This is a genomic window from Streptomyces sp. NPDC014991 (assembly GCF_043080665.1).
Classification (GTDB): domain Bacteria; phylum Actinomycetota; class Actinomycetes; order Streptomycetales; family Streptomycetaceae; genus Streptomyces.
In genome coordinates, this window is sequence record NZ_JBIBVY010000003.1 from 218,300 (window position 1) to 241,248 (window position 22,949).

24 protein-coding genes and 3 pseudogenes are annotated in these 22,949 nt (G+C 73.5%); 12 read left to right on the forward strand and 15 right to left on the reverse strand.

Features of this window, described 5'->3' with window-relative positions; translation table 11 throughout:
* Nucleotides 1-25: 25 nt before the first annotated feature.
* The 3 genes and pseudogenes from ACF1BE_RS07470 to ACF1BE_RS07480 form a co-directional block, all read right to left on the reverse strand.
* Nucleotides 26-1,279 carry an aromatic acid exporter family protein gene (locus ACF1BE_RS07470; protein ID WP_392198024.1) on the reverse strand — a complete coding sequence of 418 codons (1,254 nt, stop codon included), beginning with the start codon at nt 1,277-1,279 and terminating at the stop codon, nt 26-28.
* 722 nt (nt 1,280-2,001) lie between these two features.
* The gene (locus tag ACF1BE_RS07475; RefSeq protein ID WP_392198025.1) at nt 2,002-2,496 is read right to left on the reverse strand and encodes an FBP domain-containing protein; all 495 of its coding nucleotides are present in this window, start codon (nt 2,494-2,496) and stop codon (nt 2,002-2,004) included.
* A 128-nt stretch (nt 2,497-2,624) separates the two neighbouring features.
* Nucleotides 2,625-2,762 (reverse strand): annotated as a pseudogene (locus tag ACF1BE_RS07480) (diguanylate cyclase); the annotation flags it as partial.
* Between ACF1BE_RS07480 and ACF1BE_RS07485 the strand changes: the two are divergent.
* Together ACF1BE_RS07485 and ACF1BE_RS07490 are read left to right on the forward strand one after the other, a co-directional pair.
* A pseudogene (locus ACF1BE_RS07485) lies at nt 2,756-3,323 on the forward strand (reductase); the annotation flags it as partial. The pseudogenes ACF1BE_RS07480 and ACF1BE_RS07485 overlap by 7 nt on opposite strands.
* A 225-nt stretch (nt 3,324-3,548) precedes the next feature.
* On the forward strand, nt 3,549-4,838 hold the full coding sequence (locus ACF1BE_RS07490) for an ROK family protein (RefSeq protein WP_392198026.1): 1,290 nt from the start codon (nt 3,549-3,551) through the stop codon (nt 4,836-4,838).
* A gap of 32 nt (nt 4,839-4,870) precedes the next feature.
* Here the strand turns inward: ACF1BE_RS07490 and ACF1BE_RS07495 are convergent, their stop codons facing one another.
* Both ACF1BE_RS07495 and ACF1BE_RS07500 read right to left on the reverse strand, forming a co-directional pair.
* Nucleotides 4,871-5,134: a hypothetical protein gene (locus ACF1BE_RS07495; RefSeq protein ID WP_392198027.1), complete on the reverse strand. Its 264-nt coding sequence runs from the start codon at nt 5,132-5,134 to the stop codon at nt 4,871-4,873.
* Between the two features lie 49 nt (nt 5,135-5,183).
* Entirely contained in the window at nt 5,184-6,215 is a 1,032-nt protein-coding gene (locus ACF1BE_RS07500; protein ID WP_392198028.1) for an SDR family oxidoreductase, read from the reverse strand.
* A 184-nt stretch (nt 6,216-6,399) separates the two neighbouring features.
* Between ACF1BE_RS07500 and ACF1BE_RS07505 the strand changes: the two genes are divergently transcribed.
* Nucleotides 6,400-7,278: an alpha/beta fold hydrolase gene (locus ACF1BE_RS07505; protein WP_392198029.1), complete on the forward strand. Its 879-nt coding sequence runs from the start codon at nt 6,400-6,402 to the stop codon at nt 7,276-7,278.
* Nucleotides 7,279-7,510: 232 nt separating this feature from the next.
* Here ACF1BE_RS07505 and ACF1BE_RS07510 read toward each other — a convergent pair whose 3' ends face one another.
* Nucleotides 7,511-8,173, reverse strand: coding sequence for an HAD family hydrolase (locus ACF1BE_RS07510; protein WP_392198030.1), 663 nt, complete (start codon nt 8,171-8,173; stop codon nt 7,511-7,513).
* A 16-nt stretch (nt 8,174-8,189) separates the two neighbouring features.
* Nucleotides 8,190-9,257, reverse strand: coding sequence for a PHP domain-containing protein (locus ACF1BE_RS07515; protein ID WP_392198031.1), 1,068 nt, complete (start codon nt 9,255-9,257; stop codon nt 8,190-8,192).
* A 135-nt stretch (nt 9,258-9,392) separates the two neighbouring features.
* On the opposite strand from ACF1BE_RS07515, the gene ACF1BE_RS07520 reads away from it, so the two are divergent.
* From ACF1BE_RS07520 to ACF1BE_RS07530, 3 genes and pseudogenes are all read left to right on the forward strand, one after another.
* Nucleotides 9,393-10,199, forward strand: coding sequence for an SDR family oxidoreductase (locus ACF1BE_RS07520; protein WP_392198032.1), 807 nt, complete (start codon nt 9,393-9,395; stop codon nt 10,197-10,199).
* 7 nt (nt 10,200-10,206) lie between these two features.
* A pseudogene (locus ACF1BE_RS07525) lies at nt 10,207-11,231 on the forward strand (DNA topoisomerase IB).
* Between the two features lie 35 nt (nt 11,232-11,266).
* Nucleotides 11,267-11,512, forward strand: coding sequence for a hypothetical protein (locus tag ACF1BE_RS07530; protein WP_121790868.1), 246 nt, complete (start codon nt 11,267-11,269; stop codon nt 11,510-11,512).
* A gap of 9 nt (nt 11,513-11,521) precedes the next feature.
* On the opposite strand, the gene ACF1BE_RS07535 is transcribed toward ACF1BE_RS07530, so the two are convergent.
* The 5 genes from ACF1BE_RS07535 to ACF1BE_RS07555 all read right to left on the reverse strand — a co-directional run bounded on the left by ACF1BE_RS07535 (nt 11,522) and on the right by ACF1BE_RS07555 (nt 15,847).
* Entirely contained in the window at nt 11,522-12,757 is a 1,236-nt protein-coding gene (locus ACF1BE_RS07535) for an RICIN domain-containing protein (RefSeq protein ID WP_392198033.1), read from the reverse strand.
* Between the two features lie 99 nt (nt 12,758-12,856).
* Nucleotides 12,857-13,420 (reverse strand): VanZ family protein, encoded by a 564-nt coding sequence (locus ACF1BE_RS07540; protein ID WP_392198034.1) that lies wholly within the window; start codon nt 13,418-13,420, stop codon nt 12,857-12,859.
* A gap of 148 nt (nt 13,421-13,568) precedes the next feature.
* Nucleotides 13,569-14,219, reverse strand: coding sequence for a DUF4230 domain-containing protein (locus tag ACF1BE_RS07545; RefSeq protein ID WP_392198035.1), 651 nt, complete (start codon nt 14,217-14,219; stop codon nt 13,569-13,571).
* A gap of 67 nt (nt 14,220-14,286) precedes the next feature.
* On the reverse strand, nt 14,287-14,628 hold the full coding sequence (locus ACF1BE_RS07550; protein ID WP_392198224.1) for an anti-sigma factor antagonist: 342 nt from the start codon (nt 14,626-14,628) through the stop codon (nt 14,287-14,289).
* Nucleotides 14,629-14,896: 268 nt separating this feature from the next.
* Nucleotides 14,897-15,847 carry an NADP-dependent oxidoreductase gene (locus ACF1BE_RS07555; protein ID WP_392198036.1) on the reverse strand — a complete coding sequence of 317 codons (951 nt, stop codon included), beginning with the start codon at nt 15,845-15,847 and terminating at the stop codon, nt 14,897-14,899.
* Nucleotides 15,848-16,022: 175 nt separating this feature from the next.
* Here ACF1BE_RS07555 and ACF1BE_RS07560 point away from each other — a divergent pair, with 175 nt between their 5' ends.
* Together ACF1BE_RS07560 and ACF1BE_RS07565 are read left to right on the forward strand one after the other, a co-directional pair.
* Nucleotides 16,023-16,874, forward strand: coding sequence for a hypothetical protein (locus tag ACF1BE_RS07560; RefSeq protein ID WP_392198037.1), 852 nt, complete (start codon nt 16,023-16,025; stop codon nt 16,872-16,874).
* A gap of 219 nt (nt 16,875-17,093) precedes the next feature.
* Nucleotides 17,094-17,486: a VOC family protein gene (locus ACF1BE_RS07565; RefSeq protein WP_392198038.1), complete on the forward strand. Its 393-nt coding sequence runs from the start codon at nt 17,094-17,096 to the stop codon at nt 17,484-17,486.
* Nucleotides 17,487-17,495: 9 nt separating this feature from the next.
* Here ACF1BE_RS07565 and ACF1BE_RS07570 read toward each other — a convergent pair whose 3' ends face one another.
* Both ACF1BE_RS07570 and ACF1BE_RS07575 read right to left on the reverse strand, forming a co-directional pair.
* Nucleotides 17,496-17,798 carry a DUF4235 domain-containing protein gene (locus ACF1BE_RS07570; protein ID WP_392198039.1) on the reverse strand — a complete coding sequence of 101 codons (303 nt, stop codon included), beginning with the start codon at nt 17,796-17,798 and terminating at the stop codon, nt 17,496-17,498.
* Between the two features lie 28 nt (nt 17,799-17,826).
* Nucleotides 17,827-18,843: a glutathione S-transferase family protein gene (locus ACF1BE_RS07575; protein ID WP_392198040.1), complete on the reverse strand. Its 1,017-nt coding sequence runs from the start codon at nt 18,841-18,843 to the stop codon at nt 17,827-17,829.
* 327 nt (nt 18,844-19,170) lie between these two features.
* On the opposite strand from ACF1BE_RS07575, the gene ACF1BE_RS07580 reads away from it, so the two are divergent.
* A complete protein-coding gene (locus ACF1BE_RS07580) occupies nt 19,171-20,097 on the forward strand; it encodes a cation diffusion facilitator family transporter (RefSeq protein WP_392198225.1) in 927 nt (308 codons plus the stop codon).
* Between the two features lie 104 nt (nt 20,098-20,201).
* Here the strand turns inward: ACF1BE_RS07580 and ACF1BE_RS07585 are convergent, their stop codons facing one another.
* On the reverse strand, nt 20,202-20,651 hold the full coding sequence (locus ACF1BE_RS07585; protein WP_392198041.1) for a nitroreductase family deazaflavin-dependent oxidoreductase: 450 nt from the start codon (nt 20,649-20,651) through the stop codon (nt 20,202-20,204).
* Nucleotides 20,652-20,842: 191 nt separating this feature from the next.
* Here ACF1BE_RS07585 and ACF1BE_RS07590 point away from each other — a divergent pair, with 191 nt between their 5' ends.
* The 3 genes from ACF1BE_RS07590 (at nt 20,843) to ACF1BE_RS07600 (ending at nt 22,919) form a co-directional block, all read left to right on the forward strand.
* Nucleotides 20,843-21,301 (forward strand): nuclear transport factor 2 family protein, encoded by a 459-nt coding sequence (locus ACF1BE_RS07590; RefSeq protein ID WP_392198042.1) that lies wholly within the window; start codon nt 20,843-20,845, stop codon nt 21,299-21,301.
* Between the two features lie 184 nt (nt 21,302-21,485).
* Nucleotides 21,486-22,715: a cytochrome P450 gene (locus tag ACF1BE_RS07595; RefSeq protein WP_392198043.1), complete on the forward strand. Its 1,230-nt coding sequence runs from the start codon at nt 21,486-21,488 to the stop codon at nt 22,713-22,715.
* Between the two features lie 12 nt (nt 22,716-22,727).
* Nucleotides 22,728-22,919: a ferredoxin gene (locus ACF1BE_RS07600; protein ID WP_392198044.1), complete on the forward strand. Its 192-nt coding sequence runs from the start codon at nt 22,728-22,730 to the stop codon at nt 22,917-22,919.
* Nucleotides 22,920-22,949: the final 30 nt, after the last annotated feature.

A 22,949-nucleotide genomic window follows, 5' to 3' on the forward strand; every position in this document is an offset into this window, starting at 1 on the left:
CCGCACCAGCCCGCCCGGCGCCCTCTCACCCAGAACGTTCGCCGAACCCCGCACGGTTCCGCCACAGCTCCTCCTGGACTCCGAGCCGCTCGCGCAGCCGGGAGATCCGGGGCAGCCTGGTCCGCTGCTCCCGGGAGACGCGGTCCAGCTCCTCCAGCAATCGGCGGGTGCGGTGCTCGGTGTCCAGTTCGTCGATGATCCGGGTCGTCTCGGTCAGTACGGCGCCCAGCAGCTGCCAGTGCTCCCAGTCCTTGCGGATCTCCTCCTGGAGCAGCTCGGCCAGCCGGTCCCGGGTGCCGGCCGCGGTGTGCAGCTCGGCCGTCAGCCGCGACTCCGCCGACTCGGCGTTCTCGCTCAGATGGGTGGTCACCAGCACGGCGAAGCTGACCACCGCGTCGGCGATCTCCGACAGGAGCTGTTCCACTGTGGCCCCCACCCGCGGCGGGAACAGCTCCTCGGACGCGCGGGCCTTCGCCAGGTCGGTGAACGAGCGGGCCAGCACCCGCAGCACGACCGTGCAGATCTCCAGCGTGTCCAGACCGGTGCGCAGCACCACCCGGTGCAGCAACCCCTCCTTGACGCGCGGATTGAGCCGCAGACTGTCCTCCGCCTGCCGCAGCGCCGCGTCGACCTGCACGATGTCGTGGTCGAGCCGGCGTGCCTCGTGCAGCCGCTCGGCCGCCTGCTCCCAGGGCGTCCGGCCCGAAGCCTCCTCGCCCATCCGCAGCATCAGCTGCCGCACCCGGCGCGCCAGGTCCTCGATCGACCGGCCGGCCTCGTCCACCCAGACGGGGGGCGGCAGCAGCAGGTTGCAGGCCGTGCCGACGACCGCGCCGATCAGCGTCTCCACGATCCGCGCCCACGCGGTGAAGCCGACCGTGGTGACCCCGAGCACCAGCATGGCGCTGATCGCCACCTCGGCCACGTACTCGTCGACGCGCACCAGATGCCCCACGCCCAGGGCGGCCACGATCACCAGCGCCAGGCTCCACCAGGTCAGGCCGACCAGCACGCTGAAGGCGATGGCCACCAGCACGCCCGCGACCACCGCGTTCACCCGGCGGATGCCGTTGGTCAGGGTGGCGTAGAAGGTCACCTGGACGACCAGCAGGGCGGTCAGCGGCGCGGTGAGCGGTGCCGGCTCGGGACTCAGCCGCAGCGCGATGACGTAGGCGATCGTCGCGGCCGTCGCCGACCGCAGCGTCTGGACGACCACCGGCTCCCGGTGGCGTCGCACCAGTCGCAGCAGTCCTGGGATCCACTTCCGTACGTCGAGCATCCCTTGGCCTGTTCCCGTTCATCGGGCGCATCGAACATGATCGTTTCGCCGACTGTTCCTGTCCGCAAAGCTTCAGGTGTGCTCACGGGTCCTCGTCGTCCGCACGGGGCGCTCCCGACCGGGCTCGCCCGACCTCCGGAACGGTGTCCGGCCTCATGGCCGCGCGCGGGGCGGGCCACGCGGCCCGGAGCCGGGGCACGGCGCCGGATCGGCTCGGTCCCCCCCTGCTGGGTCCGGGCGGGGCCACGCACGGCTCGCACGACTTCTTCGCCCCCGGGAACAGGGTGTTCCGCCATCTGGTCGCGGAGAAGGACCTGCGCACCTTCGTCCCGGAGGCGCCCCGCACCGCCGGGCGGCGCCCGGGCGACCACGTGGTGGACGGTACGGGCGACCCGCGGTGGATCTCCGGGGAGGAGTTGCAGCGGGACTGCCTGTGGTGGGGCGACACCGGCCGGCCGCGGGTCGCGGCATCGCCCGGGCGGCGTACGACGAGGCCCCGCGGAAACACCACCGCGGTGCGCACCGACCGTCCCGGCGGCCCCCGCGCTGTCGCCCTCGCCCGCGATCACGGCGTGCTGATCCGCCTCCACCGGGTGGACGCGGCCCGGTCGCGCGACCGGGAGCCGGCCGGCCGCCGAGCACGCCGCGCTCCTCGAACCGCTCCGGCGGAGGGACGGCGGCCGACGGTACGGCGTTCGTGCCCGGCGTGGGCCGGGCGCAGGTCAGGCGTACAGCTTGTCGAGGAACGCCGACAGGTTGCCCGTCGTGCGGGCGATCTGCTCCTCCAGGGTCAGGCTCTCCTCGAACCGGGCGCCGGAATCCGGGACCTTCTTGCCCCGCACGTACAGCGAACACGCCAGGTCCGTACACATGTACAGCCCGACCGAGTTGCCCTCGCGGCCCGCCGTCCCCGCCTTCCGCGCGGTCATCAGGGACACCCCGCCGCCGGGATGCGTGGTCAGGCACAGCGAGCACATGCTGCGGTGCAGGAAGCCGCGCTGCGAGGCGGGGTAGCGCAGGGTGACACCGACGAGTCGGCCGTCCCGCTCGGTCACCAGGAAGCTGCGGTCGGGGGCCCCGGGATCGCGCCAGCCGAGGAAGTCGAGGTCGTCCCAGGGGCGTTCATCGAGATCGCGCGGGACCGCCAGCCGCTTGGCCTCGCCCTTGGAGCAGTTGACGAAGGAGGCGCGGATGTCCTGCTCGGTGACGGGTTTCATGGGGGAGTCCTCCGGATTCGGTGTGCCCTGAACCTAAGGGGTCTAGGTTCAGGGTCAGCCTAGGCAGCCCACGGAACGGTGGGCCAATGGATTTCCGCTGCCGCCGCCGTTCCCTTCGCCTGCCCGGTCTACGCCGGCCCCGTCCCGGGTGGCCACACTCCCGGGGTGAGCGCGCCCAGGGCGTAGGCGCGGGCCACCAGTTCGGTGCGGTTGGCCGCGCCCCACCGTGCCGACAGGCGGCGCAGGTGATAGGTGACGCCGGGGCGTCTGCTCCCACCACCTCGCCTCCCTGCGGCCCGGCGACACCGTGTACGCCCGCGTCCAGCCCTGCCGCGAGGCGTTCCGGGTCGACGGCTCGGCACCGGCCGTGCTGGTCGCCGCGGGCACCGGACTCGCCCCGTTCCGCGGCGCCGTCGCCGACCGTCTGGCAGCGCGCCGCGCGGGCACCGAACTGCCCCCGGCCCTGCTCTACTTCGGCTGCGACGCCCCCGACGCCGACTTCCTGCACGCCGGTGAACTGCGGGCCGCCGAGGCCGCCGGCGCCGTCTCGCTGCGCCCCGCCTTCAGCGCCGCCCCCCGAGAACGGCGCGGCTTTCGTCCAGCACCGCATCGCCGCCGAGGCCGACGAGGTCTGGGCGTTCCTGACCGCGGGCGCCCGGGTGTACGTCTGCGGCGACGGTGCCCGGATGGCGCCCGGCGTCCGCGAGGCCTTCCGGACCCTGTACCGGGAACGCACCCCCGGCGCCGACGCGACGGCGGCCGAACGCCGGCTCGACACCCTGGTGGCGGACGGGCGCTACGTGGAGGACGTGTACGCGGCCGGCTGAGCCGTGGGGGAGGGGCGCGCCGGACGAACCGCCGGAGCAGCGCCCCCGGCGGACTCCTGCCGGCGGGGCGAGCCACGGCCCGCCCCGCCCCCCAGGCCCCGCTCCCTCCGGGCCACCGCCCGGCACCCGCTTCGCTCACAGTTTGAAATAAGGGTTGGCGTGAAGTCGCGTCCGGTCCTCCCGGGAGGTATGTTGCAGGTCGGGCAGGGGATGGGAAGGAACCACATGGCGGGGCGGAACGGACGCACGGTACGTGATCTCCGGCGCGGCAACCGCACGGCGGTGCTGCAACGGCTGTACTTCGACGGCCCGCTCAGCCGCTTCGAACTGGGTCCCGCCACCGGGCTGAGTTCCGGCTCGGTCAGCAACGTGGTCGCGGACCTGGTCGCCGACGGCCTGGTCGAGGAGGCCGGCAGCGTCGACTCCGACGGCGGCCGGCCCCGCACCCTGCTGCGCGTCGCCCCGCACAGCGGCCAGATGATCGGCGTGGACGTCGGCGAGACCCGCGTCCGTGTGGAGCTGTTCGACCTCGCCCTCACCGAACTTGCCCGCACGGAAAGGCCGTTGAGCCCACAGGGCTACGACGTCGATGTCATCGCCGGCCACATCCGCGACGGCGTCGCCGAGGTCCTCACCGTCCGGCAGGCCGACCCGGACCGGCTGCTCGGCGTCGGCGTCGGTGTCCCCGGCATCGTCGAGCAGTCCCCGGACCGGGGTGCCGTGGTCCACGGGCAGACCATCGGCTGGGACGCGGTCCCGCTGGAGGGGCTGCTCCGCTCGGCCTCACCGCTCCCCGAGGAGGTGCCGTACTTCATCGACAACGGCGCCAAGACCCTCGGCCAGGCCGAGATGTGGTTCGGTGCCGGTCGCGGGGCCCGCAACGCCGTGGTCGTGCTGTTCGGTTCCGGCGTCGGTGCCTGCCTGGTCACCCCCGAGGCGGAGCACGGGCGGGCCCTGGAGTGGGGGCATCTGACGGTGCGGGTGCGCGGGCGCCGCTGCCGCTGCGGCGCGCCCGGCTGCCTGGAGGCGTACGCGGGCGCCGAGTCACTGCTCGCCCGCTGGCGCGAGGAGGGCGGCCGGCCGCCGGCGGACACCGACGAGGAGACCGCGCTCACCGCGATGCTCGCCGCCGCCTACCCGGCCGAGGGCGACCCGGCCGACCCGGTCGCGCTGGCCGTCCTGGAGGAGACCGCCGAGTACCTCGGGGCCGGCCTCTCCGACCTGATCAACCTGTTCCAGCCCGAGCGCATCCTCATCGGCGGCTGGGCCGGGCTCCAGCTCGGCACCCGCTTCCTGCCCGCCGTACGCCGGCACGCCGCGACGTACGCCCTGCGTCACCCGGCCGACAAGGTGACCATCGACCTCGGCCGGCTGGGGCCCGACGCGGTGACGGTCGGCGCCGCGATCCTGCCGCTGGCCGGTTTCTTCGCCAGCGGCGGACGGCGCCCGGAACCGGCCGGCGAGGCCCGGCTGCCCGCCTGGCGCACCGCGCTCCAGGAACGCGCCCCGCACTGAACCGGCCCGCGCACGGGTCCCGAAGGGCGATCTCAGTCCGACGGTTCCTGTGCCCCGGGATGCTCCGGATGCACCGTGCCCTGCCGTGGCGCGCCCTGGGGGCCGCTGCCGGCTTCGTCCGTGTCCGGCACGGCGTCCTCGGCCGGCGTGGTGTCCTCGTCCGGCGCGTCGCCGAGCGCGTCCCCCGGCACGACGTCCAACGGGTCATCGCCGGGACCGGCCTGCTGATCAGGCATGTCCCTGGGCACCGGTCGCTCCTCGGCTCCGGACGTGGCACCGGGTTCCTGCACCGCCATGGCGTTCTCCGCTCCTCTTCGGCTCGAACTGTGGGTCTCGGTGATGTGCTCAGCCGACCTTGCGTCCCCGCATCGGCTCGGTCTCCATGCCGGCGCCCTTCCGCAGGCCGTCCAGGAACTCCTGGATGACCTCGGTCGCCGTGTACCGCGGCTGCCAGCCCAGCTCGGCGCGCGCCCGGCCGCTGTCCATCATCGGCAGCCGCAGCACGGCGTCGAACAGGTGCGGTGAGGCGGGCAGCAGGTGCAGCCCCCACGCGGCGGCGATCACCGACCGGACCGCCGTACGCGGCAGCCGCACCGGCCGCGAGCCGAGCAGTCCGGCGAGCACACCCGCATCGAGCGGGGGATCGGCGGCAAGGTTGAAGGGGCCGCGGGCGGTGTCCGTGTGCACCGCGAGCCGGTAGGCCTCGGCGGCGTCGTCCGTGTGCAGCGCCTGCATCCGCAGGCCGGGGACGTCCGGCAGGAACGGCAGCAGCTCGGGCCGGGCGAGCGGACCGGGCAGGAACCGCCCGCCGAAGATCCGCCGCTGCTCGCTCGCCGACTGCCGCTTGAACAGGAACGCGGGGCGCATGCGCACCACCCGCACCTCGGGGTGGTCACGCTCGAACACGTCCAGGGTGCGTTCGAGGTAGGCCTTCTCCCGGCAGTACGCGGCGTCCGGCCAGCCGTGGGTCGGCCAGGTCTCGTCCACCGCGTGGTCCTTCGGCCCCGGCGAGTACGCCCCGACGGAGGAGGCGTGCACCAGCACCGGCACCCGGGCCGCGGCGACCGCCTCGAACACCCGGATGCTGCCGAGCACGTTGGTCCGCCAGGTGGTGGCCGGGTCGTGCGTCGGCTGGAACGCCCAGGCCAGATGGATCACGGCGTCCGCGCCCTCGAAGCGCTCCGCGAGGTTCGCCCGGTCCGAGGCCAGGTCGACGGTGGACCACTCGGTCTTCGCCGGCGACCACTCGGGTGTCCGCCGGGCCAGTCCCCGCACCGACTTGACGGCGGGATCCTCCGAGAGCAGGCGCACGACACTCGTCCCGACATTGCCGGTGGCGCCGGTCACGACGACCCTGCTGCCCACTGAGCTGCTCACCTTCGGCTCCTCTCGTCGTCACGGCGGGGGCCGGGACGAGCGGCCGGGTACCCGGGCACCGTGCCCGCACACGCGGCATGACGTGACGGGTAATCGACCGCGAGGCCCTCTCCGCGGAACCATCGGATCACCGGGCACGGACGTCCCGTCCCGCCGGATCCGCACCGGAACCCAGGAGGCCCCCATGCCGTACTTCACGAGCCCCGTCGACGGCGCCCGTCTGCACTACGCCGACCACGGCCCCGCCACCGGGCCGGTCGCCGTCTTCGCCGCCAGTGCCTACCTCGGCCACGACATGTGGGAGCACCAGATGCTGCCGCTCGCGGAGGCCGGCTACCGCTGTGTCGGGCTGGACCGGCGGGGCCACGGCCGGTCCGAGGACACCTGGACGGGGTACGACCTGGACACCCTCGCCGACGACCTGCACGGCCTGCTCGACCATCTGGACCTGCGCGAGGTCACCCTGATCGGGCACTCGGTCGGCACCGCCGAGGTGGTCCGCTGCCTGACCCGGCACGGCACCGCGCGCGTGGCCCGGGCCGCCCTGGTCGCCGGAGTCACCCCGGGCCTGGTCCGCTCGGCGGGCCTGCCGGGGGGCCTGGACCCGGCGGTCGTCCGGGCCGACGACGAGGTGTTCCGGCGTGACCGGGCGGCGTACTTCGCCGCTTCGGCCGACGACTTCTTCGCCGCCCACCGGCCCGGCAACGAGGTGTCGCCGGAGTACGTCCGCCATCTGATCGACCGCTGCCTCACCGCCACGCCGCGCGCCTCGAACGGCGTCCGGGCCGTGGTCGCCGGCCTGGACCTCACCGCGGAGCTGCCCACGGTCGGTGTCCCGGTGCTGGTCGTGCACGGCACCCACGACACCTCGGCGCCGGTGGCCCTCACCGGTGAGCGGGCGGCACGCCTGGTGCCGGACGGCACGCTGAAGGTCTACGAGAACGGCGGCCACGGCCTGTTCACCACGCACGCGGAGCTGCTCACGGCGGACCTGCGGGAGTTCCTCGGTTCCGTGCCCGGACGGACGGCCGTACCGGTCCCGGTCGACTCCACCGGCCGGTGAACGCGCCGCCGGACAGAGAGGAGCCCCGACCGTGACGGGGGAATCACGGCCGGGGCGGTCGGAGGTGGGCGCCGACGGCGGTCGCCTCGCGGCGGGACGCTCCACAGGGCTTCAGCCGGACGATCGTCCCTGTGGGCAGATGGTGAGGCCCGGGGACACTGTCCCGTCCGCACCCACGGCTAGTTCAACGGGCAACAACTCCCGGGTGTTCCACCCGCCGGCATGACGTGCGTCACTCCCCGCCGAACGGGCTCTCCGCCAGATGGTCCAGCAGGTCGGCCGGGTCGGCGTACACGGCCTCGGCGCCCGCCTCCTCCAGGTCGGCCCGGGGCAGTCCACCGCACAGCACCCCCACACAGCGGACGCCGGCCTTGCTGCCCGCCCGCATGTCCCAGACGGTGTCCCCGACGAACACCGCCCGCGAGGCAGGGGCCCCGGCCAGCTCCAGCGCGTGCTCCACGGGCTCCGGGGCCGGCTTGCCCTCCCGCACGTCGTCGGCGCTCGCCGTGTCCGTGATGACGTCGTCCGCGCCGATCGCCCGGCGCAGCGCGCCCAGCTCGGCACCGCTCGCCGAGGTCGCGAGGACCACCGTCCAGCCGTCCGCGCGCAGCCGTCGCAGCAGCTCCGCGGCCCCCGGCAGGGCGGGCAGCCGGTCGAAGTACTGGCCGTACAGCGCCTTGTGCGCGGCGCTCAGCGCGGCGTCCTGCTCCTTGTCCCGGTCCTCGCCGAGCAGATGGGCGACGAGGTCCTCGGAACCCAGCCCGACGGCCCGGTGCACGGCGTGCATGGGCACGTCGTGTCCCGCCTGCCGGAACGCCTCCCACCAGGTCACGACGTGCAGGTGATTGGTGTCGACGAGCGTTCCGTCGACGTCGAACACGGCGGCGCGGTCCATGGGGTTCCTTTCCTCTTCAGCTCTCCGACCGGGTACCACGTCCGGACCCGGTCACGCGTGCCGGCAGCCGGCCTTCGCGCGTCCAGCCCAGCAGCTCCCCGGCCGACCAGGTCGTCACCACCCGCTCGGGCGGCACCCCGCACTCCTCGGCCCGCGCGCAGCCGAGGATCTGCCAGTCCAGCTGGCCGGGCGCGTGCGCGTCGGTGTCGACCGCGAACAGCGCCCCCGCCCCGACCGCCGCGCGCAGCAGCCGCCGGGGCGGGTCCAGGCGCTCCGGACGGCTGTTGATCTCCACGGCCGTGCCCGACTCGGCGCACGCGGCGAACACCTCCGCCGCGTCGAACTCCGACTCCGGCCGCCCCCGGCCCGTCACCAGACGTCCGGTGCAGTGCCCGAGGACGTCGGCGTGCGGACTGCGGACGGCGGCCACCATCCGGCGCGTCATCGACCGGGCGTCCATCCGCAGCTTGGAGTGGACCGACACCACGACCACGTCCAGCCGCTCCAGCAGCTCCGGCTCCTGGTCCAGCGAGCCGTCCTCCAGGATGTCGCACTCGATGCCGGTGAGCAGCCGGAACGGCGCCCAGCCCGCGTTCAGCCCCGCCACCACCTCCAGCTGCTCCCGCAGCCGGTCCGGCGACAGCCCGCGGGCCACGGTCAGCCGCGGCGAGTGGTCGGTGAGCACGGTCCACTCGTGCCCCAGCCCGGCCGCCGCCCGCCCCATCTCCTCGATCGGGCTGCCCCCGTCGGACCAGTCCGAGTGGGTGTGGCAGTCCCCGCGGATCAGCGCCCGCAGCGCGGCACCGGGCCCGTCCGCCGCGGCCGGCGCACCGGCCTCCGCCTCCAGCGTGCGCAGATAGCCGGGCACCTCACCGGCCAGCGCCTCGCGCACCACCTGGGCGGTCTTCGGCCCGACGCCCTTCAGCGTCTCCAGTGTCCCGCCCGCCGCCCGCTGGGCCACCTCCTCCCCGGGCAGCGCGGCGAGCACCCGGGCGGCGGTGCGGAAGGCCCGTACCCGGTAGGTGGGCGCGAGGGCGCGCTCCAGCAGGAAGGCGATCCGGTCCAGAGCGGCGACGGGTTCCATGCACACCAGGTTCACACCAGGCACCCCGCGGGGGCGCGGCGAACCGCACGACACGCCCCACGCGGCCCCCCGGCGCCGGTTTGCCCGCACCGCACCCGGGTACTGCGGTGATCACCCGTAGGTGAGGAGGCCGTCATGCCCAGCCCAGCCGCACCGTGCCGCACGGCGGTCGTCACCGGCGCAGACAGCGGCATCGGCCGCGCCACCGCCGTACGGCTGGCCGAGGCGGGCCTGGACGTGGGTTTCACCTGGCACTCCGACGAGAAGGGCGCCGAGGAGACCGCGAAGGAGATCCGCGCGCACGGCCGCCGGGCCGTCGTCGCCCGGCTCGACCTCACCCGGCCGCCCGAGGCCGCCGACACCGTGGACGGGCTCTGCGAGGAGCTGGGCCGCGTGGACGTGCTGGTCAACAACGCCGGTACGGGCACCATGACACCCTTCCTCGACATCGACCCGGCGGAGGTGCGCCGGGTGCTGGACGTCGACCTCGTCGGACCGTTCCTGCTCGGGCAGCGGGCCGCCCGGCGCATGATCCGGCAGGGTGACGGCGGGCGGATCGTGAACGTCACCTCCGTCCACGAGCACCAGCCCCGGGTCGGCGCGGCGCCGTACTGCGCGGCCAAGGGCGGGCTCGGCCTGCTCACCCAGGTGATGGCCCTGGAGCTGGCCGAGTACGGCATCACCGTGAACGCGGTCGCGCCGGGCGAGATCGCCACCCCGATGACCGGCCAGGAGGACGCCGACGTGCACACCGTGCGCCGCCCCGGCGTGCCGCTCGGCCGGCCCGGTGACGCCCGCGAGGTCGCCGCCGTCATCGCCTTCCTGGCGAGCCCGGACGCCTCCTACGTCACCGGCGCGTCATGGAGCGTGGACGGCGGCATGCTGCGCATGGGTCCGCAGGCCGGCTCGCATCTGACCAGCGACGACTGGCGCCGTCCCTGAGACGCCGATGAGACTGCGCACCAGCTCCCGCGACGGCCCCGGCTACCGACGCATCCGCTGCGGCCGGGGCTTCCGCTACGTCGACAGCACCGGCGAGCGCCTCACCGACCCCGAGCGGCTCGCTCGCGTCCGGGCCCTGACCATCCCGCCCGCCTGGCGTGACGTGTGGATCTGCCCGTGGCCCGACGGCCACCTCCAGGCCGTCGGCACGGACGCCGCCGGACGCCGCCAGTACTCTGTACCACGAGCAGTTCCGCGCGGAGCGGGACCGGAGCAAGCACGAGCACGTACGGCAGGTCGCGCGGGCCCTGCCCGAGCTGCGCGCCGAGGTGGCCGCGGACCTGGACGGGCGCGGGCTGAGCCGGGCCCGGGTCACCGCCTGCGCGGTCCGCCTGCTCGACCTGGGCTTCATCCGCATCGGCAGCGACCGGCACGCGCACGAGTGAGACCTACGGCCTGACGACGATGCTCCGGGAGCACGTCGCCTGCGGACGGGGCGAGATCCCCTTCGACTTCCCGGCGAAGGGTGGCGTCGAGATGGTGCGCGCCCTCGTCGACGACCAGGTGCGCACCGTCGCCCTCGCGCTGCTGCGCCGTCCGCGCGGCGGCGACCGCTTCCTCGCCTTCCACGAGGGCGGCACCTGGCACGACCTGCACGGCGACGACCTCAACGAGGCACTGCGCGGACTGACCGGCACGGACGTCACCGCCAAGGACTTCCGCACCTGGCACGCCACCGTACTGGCCTCCGTCGCGGTCGCCGTGACCACGCGCCGGACCCGGGACACCGAGGCGGCGCGGCGCCGGCAGATCGCCCGGGCCGTCCGCGAGGTCAGCCACTACCTGGGCAACACCCCGGCCGTGTGCCGGGCGTCGTACATCGATCCGAGGGTCCTCGAGCTGTTCGAACAGGGGGTGACCATCGCCCCCGCGCTCACCCGGCTGGGCGAACACGGGGACTTCGGGCGTCCGGCCACGCAGGGGCCTGTCGAGGCGGCGGTCCTCGATCTCCTGGACGGCTCCGGTGGATGACACGCCCGTGCGGGTTGCGTTCTACCCTCGATGACATGACCGAACAAGCAGTTCCCCACATGTCCCGTCCGCGGATCCTGGTCCTCGGTGTGTGCCCGGGCAGGCCGGGCGAGCCGCCGTTCAGGATCATGGAGATCGACGGTGAGGTGATCGGCGAGGCGCGGACCGTCACGGACGTGCTGGAGGCCGCCGCCGCCCACGGCCTTCCCATCCACGATCTGGACGACCCGGACGTGGTCCGCTTCGTGGGCGGCGACAAGTACACCTGGCGGCTGCACTGACCGGACGGCTCAGCCGACCGTCCACTTCTGGTTGGCGCCGCCCGAGCACGTCCAGATCTGCAGCCGGGTGCCGTTCGCCGAGTTGTTCCCGGTGACGTCGAGGCACTTGTTCGCCTGCGGGTTGACGATGTCGTGCGCCGCGGTGACGGTCCACTTCTGGTTCGGGCCGCCGGTGCAGTCCCACAGCTGGACGGCCGCACCGTCGGCCGTGCCGTTGCCCGTCACGTCCAGGCACTTGCCGAGCGCCCGGAGCGTACCGTCCGAGCCGACGGTCCACTGCTGCGCGGGGGTGCCGTTGCAGTCGTAGAGCTGGACCGGCGTGCCGTTGGCGCTGTTCGCGCCGGCGACGTCGGCGCACTTGCCGGCGAGGCCCCGGACCGGTACGCCGGACGGGTTGTTCGCGGTCGTCACCGACACCGAGTCCACCAGCAGCTGCTGCGGGAACTGGGTGGAGCCGTCCGGGTCACCGGGCCAGTAGCCGCCGACCGCGAGGTTCAGGATCAGGAAGAACGGCTTGTTGTCGTACACCCAGGTCTTCCCGCCCAGGTCGGCGGGGGTGCGCCGCTCGTAGACGGTGCCGTCCACCGACCAGGTGATCGAGCCGGGTGCCCAGTCGACGGCGAAGGTGTGGAAGGCGTCCGCGAAGGCCTGCCCGCCCGGCAGGGTGTAGCCGGCGCCTATGCCGCCCGAGCCGGAGTAGCCGGGGCCGTGGATGGTGCCGTGCACGGTCGAGGGTTCGAAGCCGACGTTCTCCATCACGTCGATCTCGCCCGAGTCCGGCCAGTTGACCGGCGTGCCGAGCATCCAGAACGCGGGCCACATGCCCTGCCCGCGCGGGATCTTCATACGGGCCTCGACATGGCCGTAGGTCGCCTGGAACTTGCCGGCCGTGTTCAGCCGGGCCGAGGTGTACTGGCAGCTGCCGTACCAGCACTGGTAGCCGGCCGGGTTCTCCTTCCGGGCCGTGATCACCAGGTGGCCCTGGCCGTCCAGGGCCGCGTTCCTCGTGCCCGACGTGTAGTACTGCCGTTCGTGGTTGTTGACGTTGTCACCGGTCTCCAGGGTCCACTTCGAGGAGTCGACCGCGGCGCCCGCGGGCCCGTCGAAGGTGTCCGAGAAGGTGGTGGCGGCGGCTGCCGCGGGCGCGGCGGTCTGCGCCCGCGCGGGGCCGACGGCCGCGGAGCCGATCAGCGCGGCGGACAGGGCGGCGAGGAGACATCTGCGGAGCAGGCGCGGGGAGGCCATGGCTCTCCGTTCGGTGTGGGGGGAGCGGATGTGCTGCCTCTTGATTTAAGGAGTGAGGTAAGGGGCCGTCAATACTCTGGTACGGACCTGTTGCCGCCGTCACTCGGCCGCCGAGGGCTCGGGCACGCGCCGGTGCACCCCGCGCCCGAGCCGCCGCCCGAGCAGCAGCCAACCCAGCAGCGCGCCCGTCGTGTTGAGGATGACGTCGTCGATGTCGAAGGCCCGACCGGTGACCAGCGCCCCCTGCACCAGCTCCACCATGAGCATCACGAGCGCCGTCAGCACCAGGACGTGGAGCATCCCCCGGGCGCGCGGCGCGAGAACGGGCACCAGCACCCCGAACGGCACGCCGAGCAGTATGTTCCCGCCGACCTGCCGGACCGCGTCCCGTATCGGCGCATGCTCCAGATAGGCCCGCAGCGAGCTGCCCGGGTGCAGGTTGCTGTGCGTCAGGGACACCGATGCGGGGGACGGCTGGAGTGTGATCCGGGCCAGCACCACGGCGAACGCCACCATGAACGCGAACGCCGCCAGGACCGCCAGCAGCCGGACGGGCAGCGGCAGCGCGTGCCGCCGCGCGGTCTGTGGACGGGGTTCCTCGGCCTCGGGCCGCTTCCTCGTGGTGCGCAGCACCGCGGGCAGGCGCAGGGCGGTACGGGTCATCGGGTCCTCCAGTCGTCAACCTCCGCGTTCCGTAAGCCGCTTACCCGCACCTCGCCCCGGGATGCCGGCGGGCGGTGACCTGGCGGTGAACGGCTGGACAACGCGGCGACGGCCGCGCTGCCGGGGTGCTGGGCGGCTGACCGGCCGGTCAGCCGCCGTAGGAGACGCGCACCTCCTCGAAGCCGAGGGAGCGCAGCAGGCCTTGGAGCATGCCGGTGGTGTTGTGCTCGGCGCGGGTGGTCAGCCCGCTGCTCCTGGCCGCGTCGCCGATGTGCCGGACGGCGAGTTTCTGCACGGCCTGCTCGCTGTTGGGGTTGTCCGAGAACAGGTCGCCGAACCGGTCCAACAGCCCGCGCTGCTTGGACACGGCGTAGGAGTGGCGGGGGTCGAGGGCGGGGGTGCCGAGCCGTGCGTGCGGCAGCCGGAGGGTGGCGGACGTACGGTCGCCGTTGACCGTGACGTCGTGCTCGCCGATCCGGCCGAGGTCGACGTAGGCGTCCACGGTGCCCGCGCCGACGTAGAGGGTGCGGGTGCCGCGGATCGCGTCCGGCAGGAACTTCGTGTCCTTCTCCAGGTCCACGACGACCTGGAAGGTGCCGGACGCCGCGTCGTAACGGCTCATGTCCCGGACGGACTTCAGGAGCGCGGGTCCGGAACGGTCATGGGTCTCGGTGCCGAACAGATCCTTGATGCCCGGCAGTACGGCCAGCCGGATCCCGGCGAACAGCACCGCGAGCACCAGTACGAGCGCGGCCACGGCCTTGGCCCAGCCGGGCAGGCGTCTGACGGAAGTCGTCATCGCGACGGTCCTCCTTCCTGCTGACCGGATTCCCGCCAACAGCCGGATCAGACGCCCGCGTTGCCCCTCACAGCGAGCCGGAGGCGGCCTCCGAGCGGGCCAGGGCCGCCGCCAGGTCCGGATGTGCGGGCAGCAGCCGGGTGAGACCGGTGACCCTGAGGACACGCAGGGTCAGTGGGTGCGTGCACACCAGGTGCAGCTGTCCGCCGCGTTCCAGCACCCGCACGCGCGCCCGGTAGAGCAGCCGCAGCCCCGAGCAGTCGAAGAACTCCACCGGCCTGAGGTCGATCACGACCCGCGCGCCGGGCCGGCCGGTCACGCGGTCGAGAAACGGACCGATCTCCGTCGCCGCGACGATGTCGATCTCGCCCCGGAACTCCAGCACCGTGTGCCCACGGTAGGTGTACATGCCCAGTTGCCGGGTGAGGGGTTCGGGTTCGTGTCGCACCTCGGCACCACCTCCCACCCGCGCCCGGACGTCGGTTCCCGATCGTCAAGTTACCCTCGTTGCACGGAATTTGAGCATGTTCGATTGACATATGTCTTCGGGTTTGGCGTGCGCGTGCCCGCGGACCGGGGCGGGCCGGGCTCGGGCGGGCCGGTGGGCCGGTGGGCCGGGTGGGCACGGCGCGGGGCACGTACCGGCTGATCCGGCCCGTGCCGGCCACCGGGTCCGCTCAGTCCGCCAGCAGCACCAGCTTGCCCGTGGTCCGCCCGGTGTCGCCCAGCTCGTGCGCCTTCGCGGCGTCGGACAGCGGGAACGTCCCGGCGATCGTCGCCGTCAGCTTCCCGGACTCCGCCAGTTCCGCGACCGCCCGCATCCCGGCCCGGTCGGCGTCGACCAGCATCCGCACCCCCCGCACGCCGAGCCGCTCGGCCTCGTCGTAGAACTCCCGGGAGCCTCCCGGCAGGATCGACACCACGACCCCGCCCGGCCGCAGCGTACGCAGCGAGCGTACGGCCGTCTCCCCGCCGAGCGTGTCCAGGACGACGTCCACGTCCCGCACCGCCTCGGTGACGTCGGTGGAGTGGTAGTCGACGGGCTCGTCCACGCCGATCTGCCGCAGGAAGTCGTGCTTGCCCGCGCTCGCCGTGCCGATCACGTACGCGCCGCGCTCCTTGGCGATCTGCACCGCCACGTGCCCGACCCCGCCGGCCGCCGCGTGGATCAGCACCCGCTGCCCTGGCCGCACGTCCGCGTGCTCGGTCAGCGCCTGCCAGGCGGTCAGGGAGACCAGCGGCAGCGCGCCCGCCTGGACGTGGTCGATCGAGGCCGGCTTGCGGGTCAGGGCGCGGACCGGGGCGAGCACGTACTCGGCGTGCGAGCCGTGGCCGAAGGGGTAGGGCAGCATGCCGAAGACCTCGTCGCCGGGTTCGAAGGCGGCGGCACCGATCCCGTTCTCGACGACCTCGCCGGACACGTCCCAGCCGAGGACGAACGGGGGCTCGCCCAGGAACCCGCCGGTGGCCCGGTGCTTCCAGTCGGTGGGGTTCAGCCCGGCCGCCCGCACCCGGACCAGTACCTGGTTCGGGCCCGGCTTCGGCCGCTCGACCTGCACGTACTTCAGGACCTCGGGACCGCCGAGGACGTCCTGGCTGATGGCTCGCATCGTGTTCACATCGCTCATGGTGACCCAGCCTGCCGGAGTCCGCCTGTCCGGAAACACGGCACGACGGCCACCTTTCGACAGGATCCCGCCAAGCCCGGCGACCACCCGCTCCGGCGCCGGCGAACCCGCTGAACGTTCCGGCCCGCCCCGGCGTCGGAGGAGCGCACGGAGCACGGGAGAACAAGGGGTGGGCATGCGCAGAAGGATCACGGCGGTGGTGGTGGCGGCGCTGACGGCGGTGTCGGCGGCGGGGTGCGACGACGGGCCCCCGCCCCTCCTGGCGGTGAAGGGCACCCCGCCGGCGTCCCCGTACAGCGGCCCGCTGTACGTGCCCACCAGGAACACCGACGGCACCGGACCGCACGCCCTGCGCCTGGCCTCCGGCGCGGCCGGCCGGGCGCTGGAGTGCGACGGCGAGATCTTCGACGGCTCCGGCCCGGACGCGTGGAGCGCCGCCGACGGCGGTGACACCCCGGAGGAGGGGCTGGCCCGCTACTTCGACATGGCCCAACCGCAGGATCCCGACGGCGGCTACCGGGTGGAGCGCCGGTCCGCGGACCGGGTCCTGTACTCCTACGACGTGGCCGGCCGTACGAAGGTGGCGGTCGTGGTGGCCCGGGACCAGAAGGACCGTCCCGGCTGGGGCCCGGAGACGAACGCCTCCTGCGACCCGGCCGAACTGCCCGCCCGGTACGCCGCCGCCTGGGGCTGGGAGGTGTGGACCGACGGACACGGCAGGCGGCTGCCCGTGACCCGGATCAGCGGCTCCGCCGGCTCAGGGCACTGCGGCTGGCAGTCGGCCCACTTCCTCCGGCTCGACGACCGTACGTACGTCCGCGACCCCGGCGGCGTCCTCGGCCGGGACGGTCTGCTCCGGGCGCCGTACCGCGGGGATGTGCGCATGCCCGCCACCGCCCACGACACCGGATACCACCACCGGGACCGGCGACTGTGGCTCACGGACGACCGGAACACCGCCTACGTGAGCACCTCCCACGGCGTGGAGGCCTGGCCGCGCGCGAAGGAACGCACCGGCTGCGACTGACAGCCCGCCGGCCGCGCCGCGGATGACCCGCATCCGCCGCGTCCGGGCGGCCACTTCCGTCTGGCCGGCACGGCCGGCCCCCGGGCGAACGCAGTGTGTCCGCCCGCCGGACACGGCATGCCCGCCGGCCCGACACGCCGCGCCCGCCGACTGATTCCCGCGGCCCGGGATATCCGCAGGGACGAGGAGACAACCGCAGGGAACCCACCGGGAGGAAGCATGGCACTGGTCAAAGCGGGCGTCGTGGTGCTCGACTGCGCCGAGCCCGAGAAACTCGCCGAGTTCTACCGGGAGTTGCTGGAAGGCGAACGGACCGCCGCGTCCGCCAACCTCGTGGAGATCCGGGGTGCCGACGGGGTCCGACTGGCCTTCCGCCGGGACGTCAACGCGACACCGCCCAGCTGGCCGCGCCCGGAGAACTCCCTCCAGGCCCATCTCGACTTCCTGGTCGAGGACCTGGACGAGGCCGAGCGCCGGGTGGTGGGGCTGGGCGGGCGGCCGATCGAGACGAGGGACGCGGCGGGGCCGTACGAGGAACGCGGGTACTCCGACCCCGCCGGGCACTCCTTCACCCTGCGCCTGCAATCCTCGACGGCCCCGAAGCAGGGCTGACCGACCGGCTCAGTCCCGGCCGCCCTTGTCGGTCGCCGGCCACACGCCCGTCGACCGTTCGATGGCCTTCGCGCCGGTGCGGTCGACGGCACTGCGCACCACCGCGAAGATGGCGCCCTGGACCGCCGCGGCCAGCAGGACCTCACCCCAGCCGCGGTCGGGGTCCAGGGCGTCGGGCGCGTTGTCCTCGTGCCGGATCGCCATCCACGCCTTGCGGAAGGCCATACCGGCCAGCGCACCGCCTGCCCAGCTGAGCACGAATCCGACCGGCTGATAGGCGAGAGGGAGCTTCTTCTTCTTGTTCTTGGCCATGGGTGACTACTTCCTCGTCAGGCGATCCTCATGCAGGCCGTCCTCGCCGGGCCACCCGTTCGCTCGCGGGGACCGGTCCCGGCGGCGTACCGTCCCCGAACGGCCGGCCGCCCAGCTCCGCACGGTGGTGGGGCCCCAGCCAGCCCCCGGAGTCCGGGCCGAGCGGCACGATGCCGGTGGGATTGATACCGGAGTGCACCTGGTAGTAGTGGCGCTTGATGTGGTCGAAGTCGACCGTGTCGCCGAAGCCCGGCGTCTGGAACAGGTCCCGGGCGTACGCCCACAGCACCGGGTGCTCCGCCAGCTTCCAGCGGTTGCACTTGAAGTGGCCGTGGTAGACGGCGTCGAACCGGACCAGCGTGGTGAACAGCCGGATGTCCGCTTCCGTCAGGGTGTCACCGACCAGATACCGCTGTCCGGCCAGCCGCTCACCGAGCAGTTCCAGCCGCCGGAACACGGCCGCGCAGGCCTCCTCGTACTGCCTCTGGTGCGTGGCGAAGCCGGCCCGGTACACGCCGTTGTTCACGTCCTCGTAGACCTCGGCCATCACCTCGTCGATCTGTGCGCGCAGGGCGGCCGGGTACAGGTCGGGCGCGCCGCCGCGGTGCAGAGCCGTCCACTCGGTGGCCAGGTCCAGCGTGATCCGCTGGTAGTCGTTGGTGACCAGCCGCCCGCTGGGGACGTCCACCACCGCGGGCACGCTCACCCCGCCCGGGTAGCCCGACTCCCGGCGGTCGTACGCCTCGGCGAGGAACCGGATGCCGAGCACCGGGTCCCGGCCGTCCGGGTCCAGGGTGAACCGCCAGCTGCGGTCGTCCTGTACCGGATCGGCGATCGCCATCGACAGCGCCTCCTCCAGCCCCAGCAGCCGGCGCGCGATCACCGCCCGGCTCGCCCAGGGGCAGGCGCGGGAGACCACCAGCCGGTACCGGCCCGCCTCGACCGGCCAGCCGTCCCGGCCGTCGGCGGTGATCCGGTCCGCGAAGTGACTCCTGGACCGGTGGAACGTGCTGTGGCCGTACGCACGGTTGCCGTCGCCGCCCATGTCTCCTCCTCGCCGCCCGAACTCTCCGGGCCACCCGCGTTCCCCGTTCCGCGCGTCCCGCACGGTGTGAGCCGCCCGCTCCGGGGCAGTCGGCGATAGGTGACTGGGACATCCTCGGAACGGGAGACGGCCGCACGTACGGCCGGGGACAGCGAAACGGCACCGGCGCGCGCCGCGGACGGCGGCGCGCGACCCGGACGCGAACAGGACGCCGGCCGACCCGGCGGCCGGTCCGGCGATCCGCCGGAGGACCGCGCGGACGGCGGCGAGTCACAGGCCGACCACGCGGACGGCGGCGGCGAGTCCGAGGCCGACCGGCACACGAAGATCACCGTCCTGGTGGCGCTCGCCGCCAACCTGGTCATAGCCGTCGCCAAGGCGGTCGGTGGTGTCCTCGCGGGCTCGCCCGCGCTGCTGTCGGAGGCCGCGCACTCCGTCGCCGACAGCCTCAACGAGGTCTTCCTGCTGGCCGCGCTGCGTCGCAGCCGCCGGCCCGCCGACACCCGGCACCCCTTCGGCTACGGCAAGGAACGCTTCTTCTGGTCGCTCCTCGCCGCCGTGGGCATCTTCGTCATGGGCGGCTGCTTCTCCTTCTTCCAGGGCGTCGAGGCCCTGCGCGACGGCGCCGACGAGACGTTCAGCGGCTATGTGGTCGGCCTCGCCGTCCTGGGCGTGGCCCTGATCGCCGAGGGAGTCTCCCTGTTGCGCGCGCTGCACCAGGTCCGCGGACAGGGCGGCGGCCTGGCCGGGCTGCGCGATCCCGCACTGCGCACGGTGGTCGCCGAGGACGCCACGGCGGTCCTCGGCGTCACCCTCGCGCTGGTCGGGATGGCCCTGCACATGGTGACCGGGCAGGTCGTCTGGGAGGCGTCCGCCTCGCTGGCGATCGGCGTACTGCTGGTCTACGTCGCCTACCGGCTCGGCCGCGACGCCCGCGACCAGCTGATCGGCGAGGCCGCCGACCCGGAACTGAGCGGCAGGATCCGGGCGCTGCTGCGGGCCCAGCCGGAGATCGACAGTGTGGAGGGGCTGTTCACCATGAAGATGGGCCTCGACTCGACCCTGGTCGCCGCCCGTATCGACCTGGTGCCGGGCCTGGACAGCGAACGCGTCGAGGAGGTCTCCGTACGCATCAAGCGATCCCTCGCCCACACGTTCCCGGACGCCGACCAGATCTTCCTCGACGTCACCGACCGGCCGGCGGGCCAGGCACACGAAAGCCCCGCCGCGACGGGGGAGCGCGGCGGGGCCTGACGAGCGGGTGCCCGGCGGGGAACGGGTCCACACCTCGCTGAAACAGATTTTTCTGGAACCAACCGCTTCCCGGCCGGAACCAGCACCCCGCCGGCGCCTCCGCGTCAGCTGCCGTCGACCGGCTCCAGCACGAACACCGGGATCTCCCGCGACGTCTTCTCCTGGTACTCGGCGTACGGCGGGAACGCGGCCACCGCCCGCTCCCACCACTCGGCCTTCTCCGCCCCGGTGACCTCACGTGCCCGCATGTCCCGCTTGACCGGGCCGTCCTGGAGCTCGACGTGCGGGTCCGACGTCACGTTGAAGTACCAGACCGGGTGCTGGGGCGCGCCGCCGAGCGAGGCGACCGCCGCGTACCGGCCCTCGTGCTCCACCCGCATCAGCGGCGTCTTGCGGATCTTCCCGCTCTTCGCACCCCGGGTGGTCAGCACGACCACCGGCATACCGGTGTCGCGCAGGGTCGTGCCCTCGGTCCCGCCGGACCTCTCGTACAGCTCGACCTGCTCGCGCACCCACTGCGTCGGGCTGGGCTCGTACTCGCCCTCAAGTGGCATGTGGTTCCGTCCCCTTCGTCGGTCCAACGGATGTCTGTCACCGGCGTAACACCGGTGGTCGCACGATTCATCCTTACCTCGTGCCGCGTCCGCCGACGCGGTGATTACCTCAGAGGTCATCGCGTCGCCGCGCCCCCCGCGGCACAGTTGTCCCCGTCCCGATCACCACCCGCCCGGGGAGGCAGCCGCCCATGTCCGACGACCGCACCGCCGCGACCCGCTCCGTCGTCCAGGAACTCCTGCGCAGGATCGGCCAGGGCGACCCGCAGTCGATCGCCGAGCTGTACGCCGACGACTGCGACTGGCGGCTGGACTGGCCGGAGGAGGAGCACGGCCGCGCCGACACGCCGTGGATCCGGCACCGTTCCAGCCGCGCCGACGCCGCCGCGCACTACCGGGAACTGGCCGCCCACCACGTCCCGGAGGAGGCCGGCACCACCGTCGGGCACATCCTGGCCGACGGCGAGGACGCGGTCGTGCTGGGCGTCATCCGGCAGACCGCCGCACCGACCGGCCGCGCCTACAGCGCCCGCTTCGCCCTGCACCTGACCGTCCGGGACGGCCTCGTCGTACGCCACCACGTGTACGAGGACAGCCTCGCCGTCGCCCGCGCCTTCGCCCCGGAAGCGGGCGCCGCACAGCTGCCCTGACCCACCGGCGGGCGACACCTCGGGGGGCGTGGGACCGCGGCCGGTTTCCGCCCCCCTGACCCCTCGCACACCGGCCAGATGACGCCCCGAGCCCAACTGGCCGAACTTGGCGTCGACCTATAGATGCCCCGGGCATCTAATGAAGATCGGCACGACGCACCCCTTCGTCTGCGAGGTCTCTTCCATGACGGAACTGACGGACACCACCGGCCCGGCTGCCCCGGCCGAACCCGTCGCCTTCCCCCAGGACCGCACCTGCCCCTACCACCCGCCCACCGGATACGACCCGCTGCGCGACGGGCGCCCCCTGTCCCGCGTCACCCTCTACGACGGCCGCGAGGTCTGGGTGGTCACCGCGCACGCCACCGCCCGTACCCTGCTCGCCGACCCCCGCCTGTCCGCCGACCGCCGCCGCGCCGGCTTCCCCGCGGTCACCGCCCGCTTCGAGGCCGCCCGCACACGCAGGGTGGCCCTGCTCGGCGAGGACGACCCCGAGCACCAGCGGCAGCGGCGGATGATGATCCCGTCGTTCACCGTCAGGCGCGCGACCGAGCTGCGCCCCTGGATCCAGCGGATCGTGGACGGGCTGCTCGATGCGATGATCCAGCAGGGGCCGCCCGCCGAACTGGTCTCCGCCTTCGCGCTGCCCGTACCGTCGATGGTGATCTGCGGCCTGCTCGGGGTGCCCTACGCCGACCACGAGTACTTCGAGGAACAGTCCCGCAGACTGCTGCGCGGTCCGACCGGTGAGGACACCGAGGAGGCCCGCCGGCGGCTGGAGGAGTACCTCGGCGGGCTGATCGACGCCAAGGCGAAGGAGACCGAGCCCGGCGACGGCATCCTCGACGAGCTGGTCCACCGGCGGCTGCGCACGGGCGAGCTGGAGCGCGCCGAAGCCGTCTCGCTGGCCATCATCCTGCTGGTCGCCGGCCACGAGACGACCGCCAACATGATCTCCCTGGGCACCTACACGCTGCTCCGGCAGCCAGGCCGGGCAGCCGAGCTGGGCGCCGACCCCGCGCTGCTGCCCGGCGCCGTGGAGGAACTGCTGCGGATGCTGTCCATCGCCGAGGGGCTGCAGCGGGTGGCGGTCGAGGACATAGAGGTCGCCGGCACCACGATCCGGGCCGGCGAGGCGGTGCTCTTCGCCACCTCGGTGATCAACCGGGACCCGGCCGTGTACGACGACCCCGACGCCCTGGACCTCCACCGCTCGGCCCGCCACCACATGGCGTTCGGCTTCGGCATCCACCAGTGCCTGGGCCAGAACCTGGCCCGCGCGGAACTGGAGATCGCCCTCGGCAGCCTGTTCGCGCGGCTGCCCGGCCTGCGGCTGGCCGCCCCGGCCGAGGAGATCCCCTTCAAACCCGGCGACACGATCCAGGGGATGCTGGAACTCCCCGTGACCTGGTAAGAGGCTCTCCTCATGCACATCGACATCGACAAGGACACCTGTATCGGCGCCGGACAGTGCGCGCTGGCCGCGCCGGGCGTCTTCACCCAGGACGACGACGGCTACAGCACCCTCGTCCCGGGCCGTGAGGACGGCTCGGGCGACGCGATGGTCCGGGAGGCGGCCCGCGCCTGCCCGGTGAGCGCGATCACCCTGACACCCTGACAACCGGGGCATCAAGGCGGCTGACGGCCC

Coding starts and splice junctions, on each gene's coding strand:
- ACF1BE_RS07535 (WP_392198033.1), bottom strand. CDS start 12,757: ATGGCCTCCCCGCGCCTGCTCCGCAGATGTCTCCTCGCCGCCCTGTCC.
- ACF1BE_RS07510 (WP_392198030.1), bottom strand. CDS start 8,173: ATGGACCGCGCCGCCGTGTTCGACGTCGACGGAACGCTCGTCGACACC.
- ACF1BE_RS07565 (WP_392198038.1), top strand. CDS start 17,094: ATGGCACTGGTCAAAGCGGGCGTCGTGGTGCTCGACTGCGCCGAGCCC.
- ACF1BE_RS07590 (WP_392198042.1), top strand. CDS start 20,843: ATGTCCGACGACCGCACCGCCGCGACCCGCTCCGTCGTCCAGGAACTC.
- ACF1BE_RS07555 (WP_392198036.1), bottom strand. CDS start 15,847: ATGAGCGATGTGAACACGATGCGAGCCATCAGCCAGGACGTCCTCGGC.
- ACF1BE_RS07570 (WP_392198039.1), bottom strand. CDS start 17,798: ATGGCCAAGAACAAGAAGAAGAAGCTCCCTCTCGCCTATCAGCCGGTC.
- ACF1BE_RS07540 (WP_392198034.1), bottom strand. CDS start 13,420: ATGACCCGTACCGCCCTGCGCCTGCCCGCGGTGCTGCGCACCACGAGG.
- ACF1BE_RS07515 (WP_392198031.1), bottom strand. CDS start 9,257: ATGGAACCCGTCGCCGCTCTGGACCGGATCGCCTTCCTGCTGGAGCGC.
- ACF1BE_RS07600 (WP_392198044.1), top strand. CDS start 22,728: ATGCACATCGACATCGACAAGGACACCTGTATCGGCGCCGGACAGTGC.
- ACF1BE_RS07595 (WP_392198043.1), top strand. CDS start 21,486: ATGACGGAACTGACGGACACCACCGGCCCGGCTGCCCCGGCCGAACCC.
- ACF1BE_RS07520 (WP_392198032.1), top strand. CDS start 9,393: ATGCCCAGCCCAGCCGCACCGTGCCGCACGGCGGTCGTCACCGGCGCA.
- ACF1BE_RS07550 (WP_392198224.1), bottom strand. CDS start 14,628: ATGTACACCTACCGTGGGCACACGGTGCTGGAGTTCCGGGGCGAGATC.
- ACF1BE_RS07585 (WP_392198041.1), bottom strand. CDS start 20,651: ATGCCACTTGAGGGCGAGTACGAGCCCAGCCCGACGCAGTGGGTGCGC.
- ACF1BE_RS07495 (WP_392198027.1), bottom strand. CDS start 5,134: ATGGCGGTGCAGGAACCCGGTGCCACGTCCGGAGCCGAGGAGCGACCG.
- ACF1BE_RS07545 (WP_392198035.1), bottom strand. CDS start 14,219: ATGACGACTTCCGTCAGACGCCTGCCCGGCTGGGCCAAGGCCGTGGCC.
- ACF1BE_RS07575 (WP_392198040.1), bottom strand. CDS start 18,843: ATGGGCGGCGACGGCAACCGTGCGTACGGCCACAGCACGTTCCACCGG.
- ACF1BE_RS07505 (WP_392198029.1), top strand. CDS start 6,400: ATGCCGTACTTCACGAGCCCCGTCGACGGCGCCCGTCTGCACTACGCC.
- ACF1BE_RS07475 (WP_392198025.1), bottom strand. CDS start 2,496: ATGAAACCCGTCACCGAGCAGGACATCCGCGCCTCCTTCGTCAACTGC.
- ACF1BE_RS07490 (WP_392198026.1), top strand. CDS start 3,549: ATGGCGGGGCGGAACGGACGCACGGTACGTGATCTCCGGCGCGGCAAC.
- ACF1BE_RS07530 (WP_121790868.1), top strand. CDS start 11,267: ATGACCGAACAAGCAGTTCCCCACATGTCCCGTCCGCGGATCCTGGTC.
- ACF1BE_RS07470 (WP_392198024.1), bottom strand. CDS start 1,279: ATGCTCGACGTACGGAAGTGGATCCCAGGACTGCTGCGACTGGTGCGA.
- ACF1BE_RS07560 (WP_392198037.1), top strand. CDS start 16,023: ATGCGCAGAAGGATCACGGCGGTGGTGGTGGCGGCGCTGACGGCGGTG.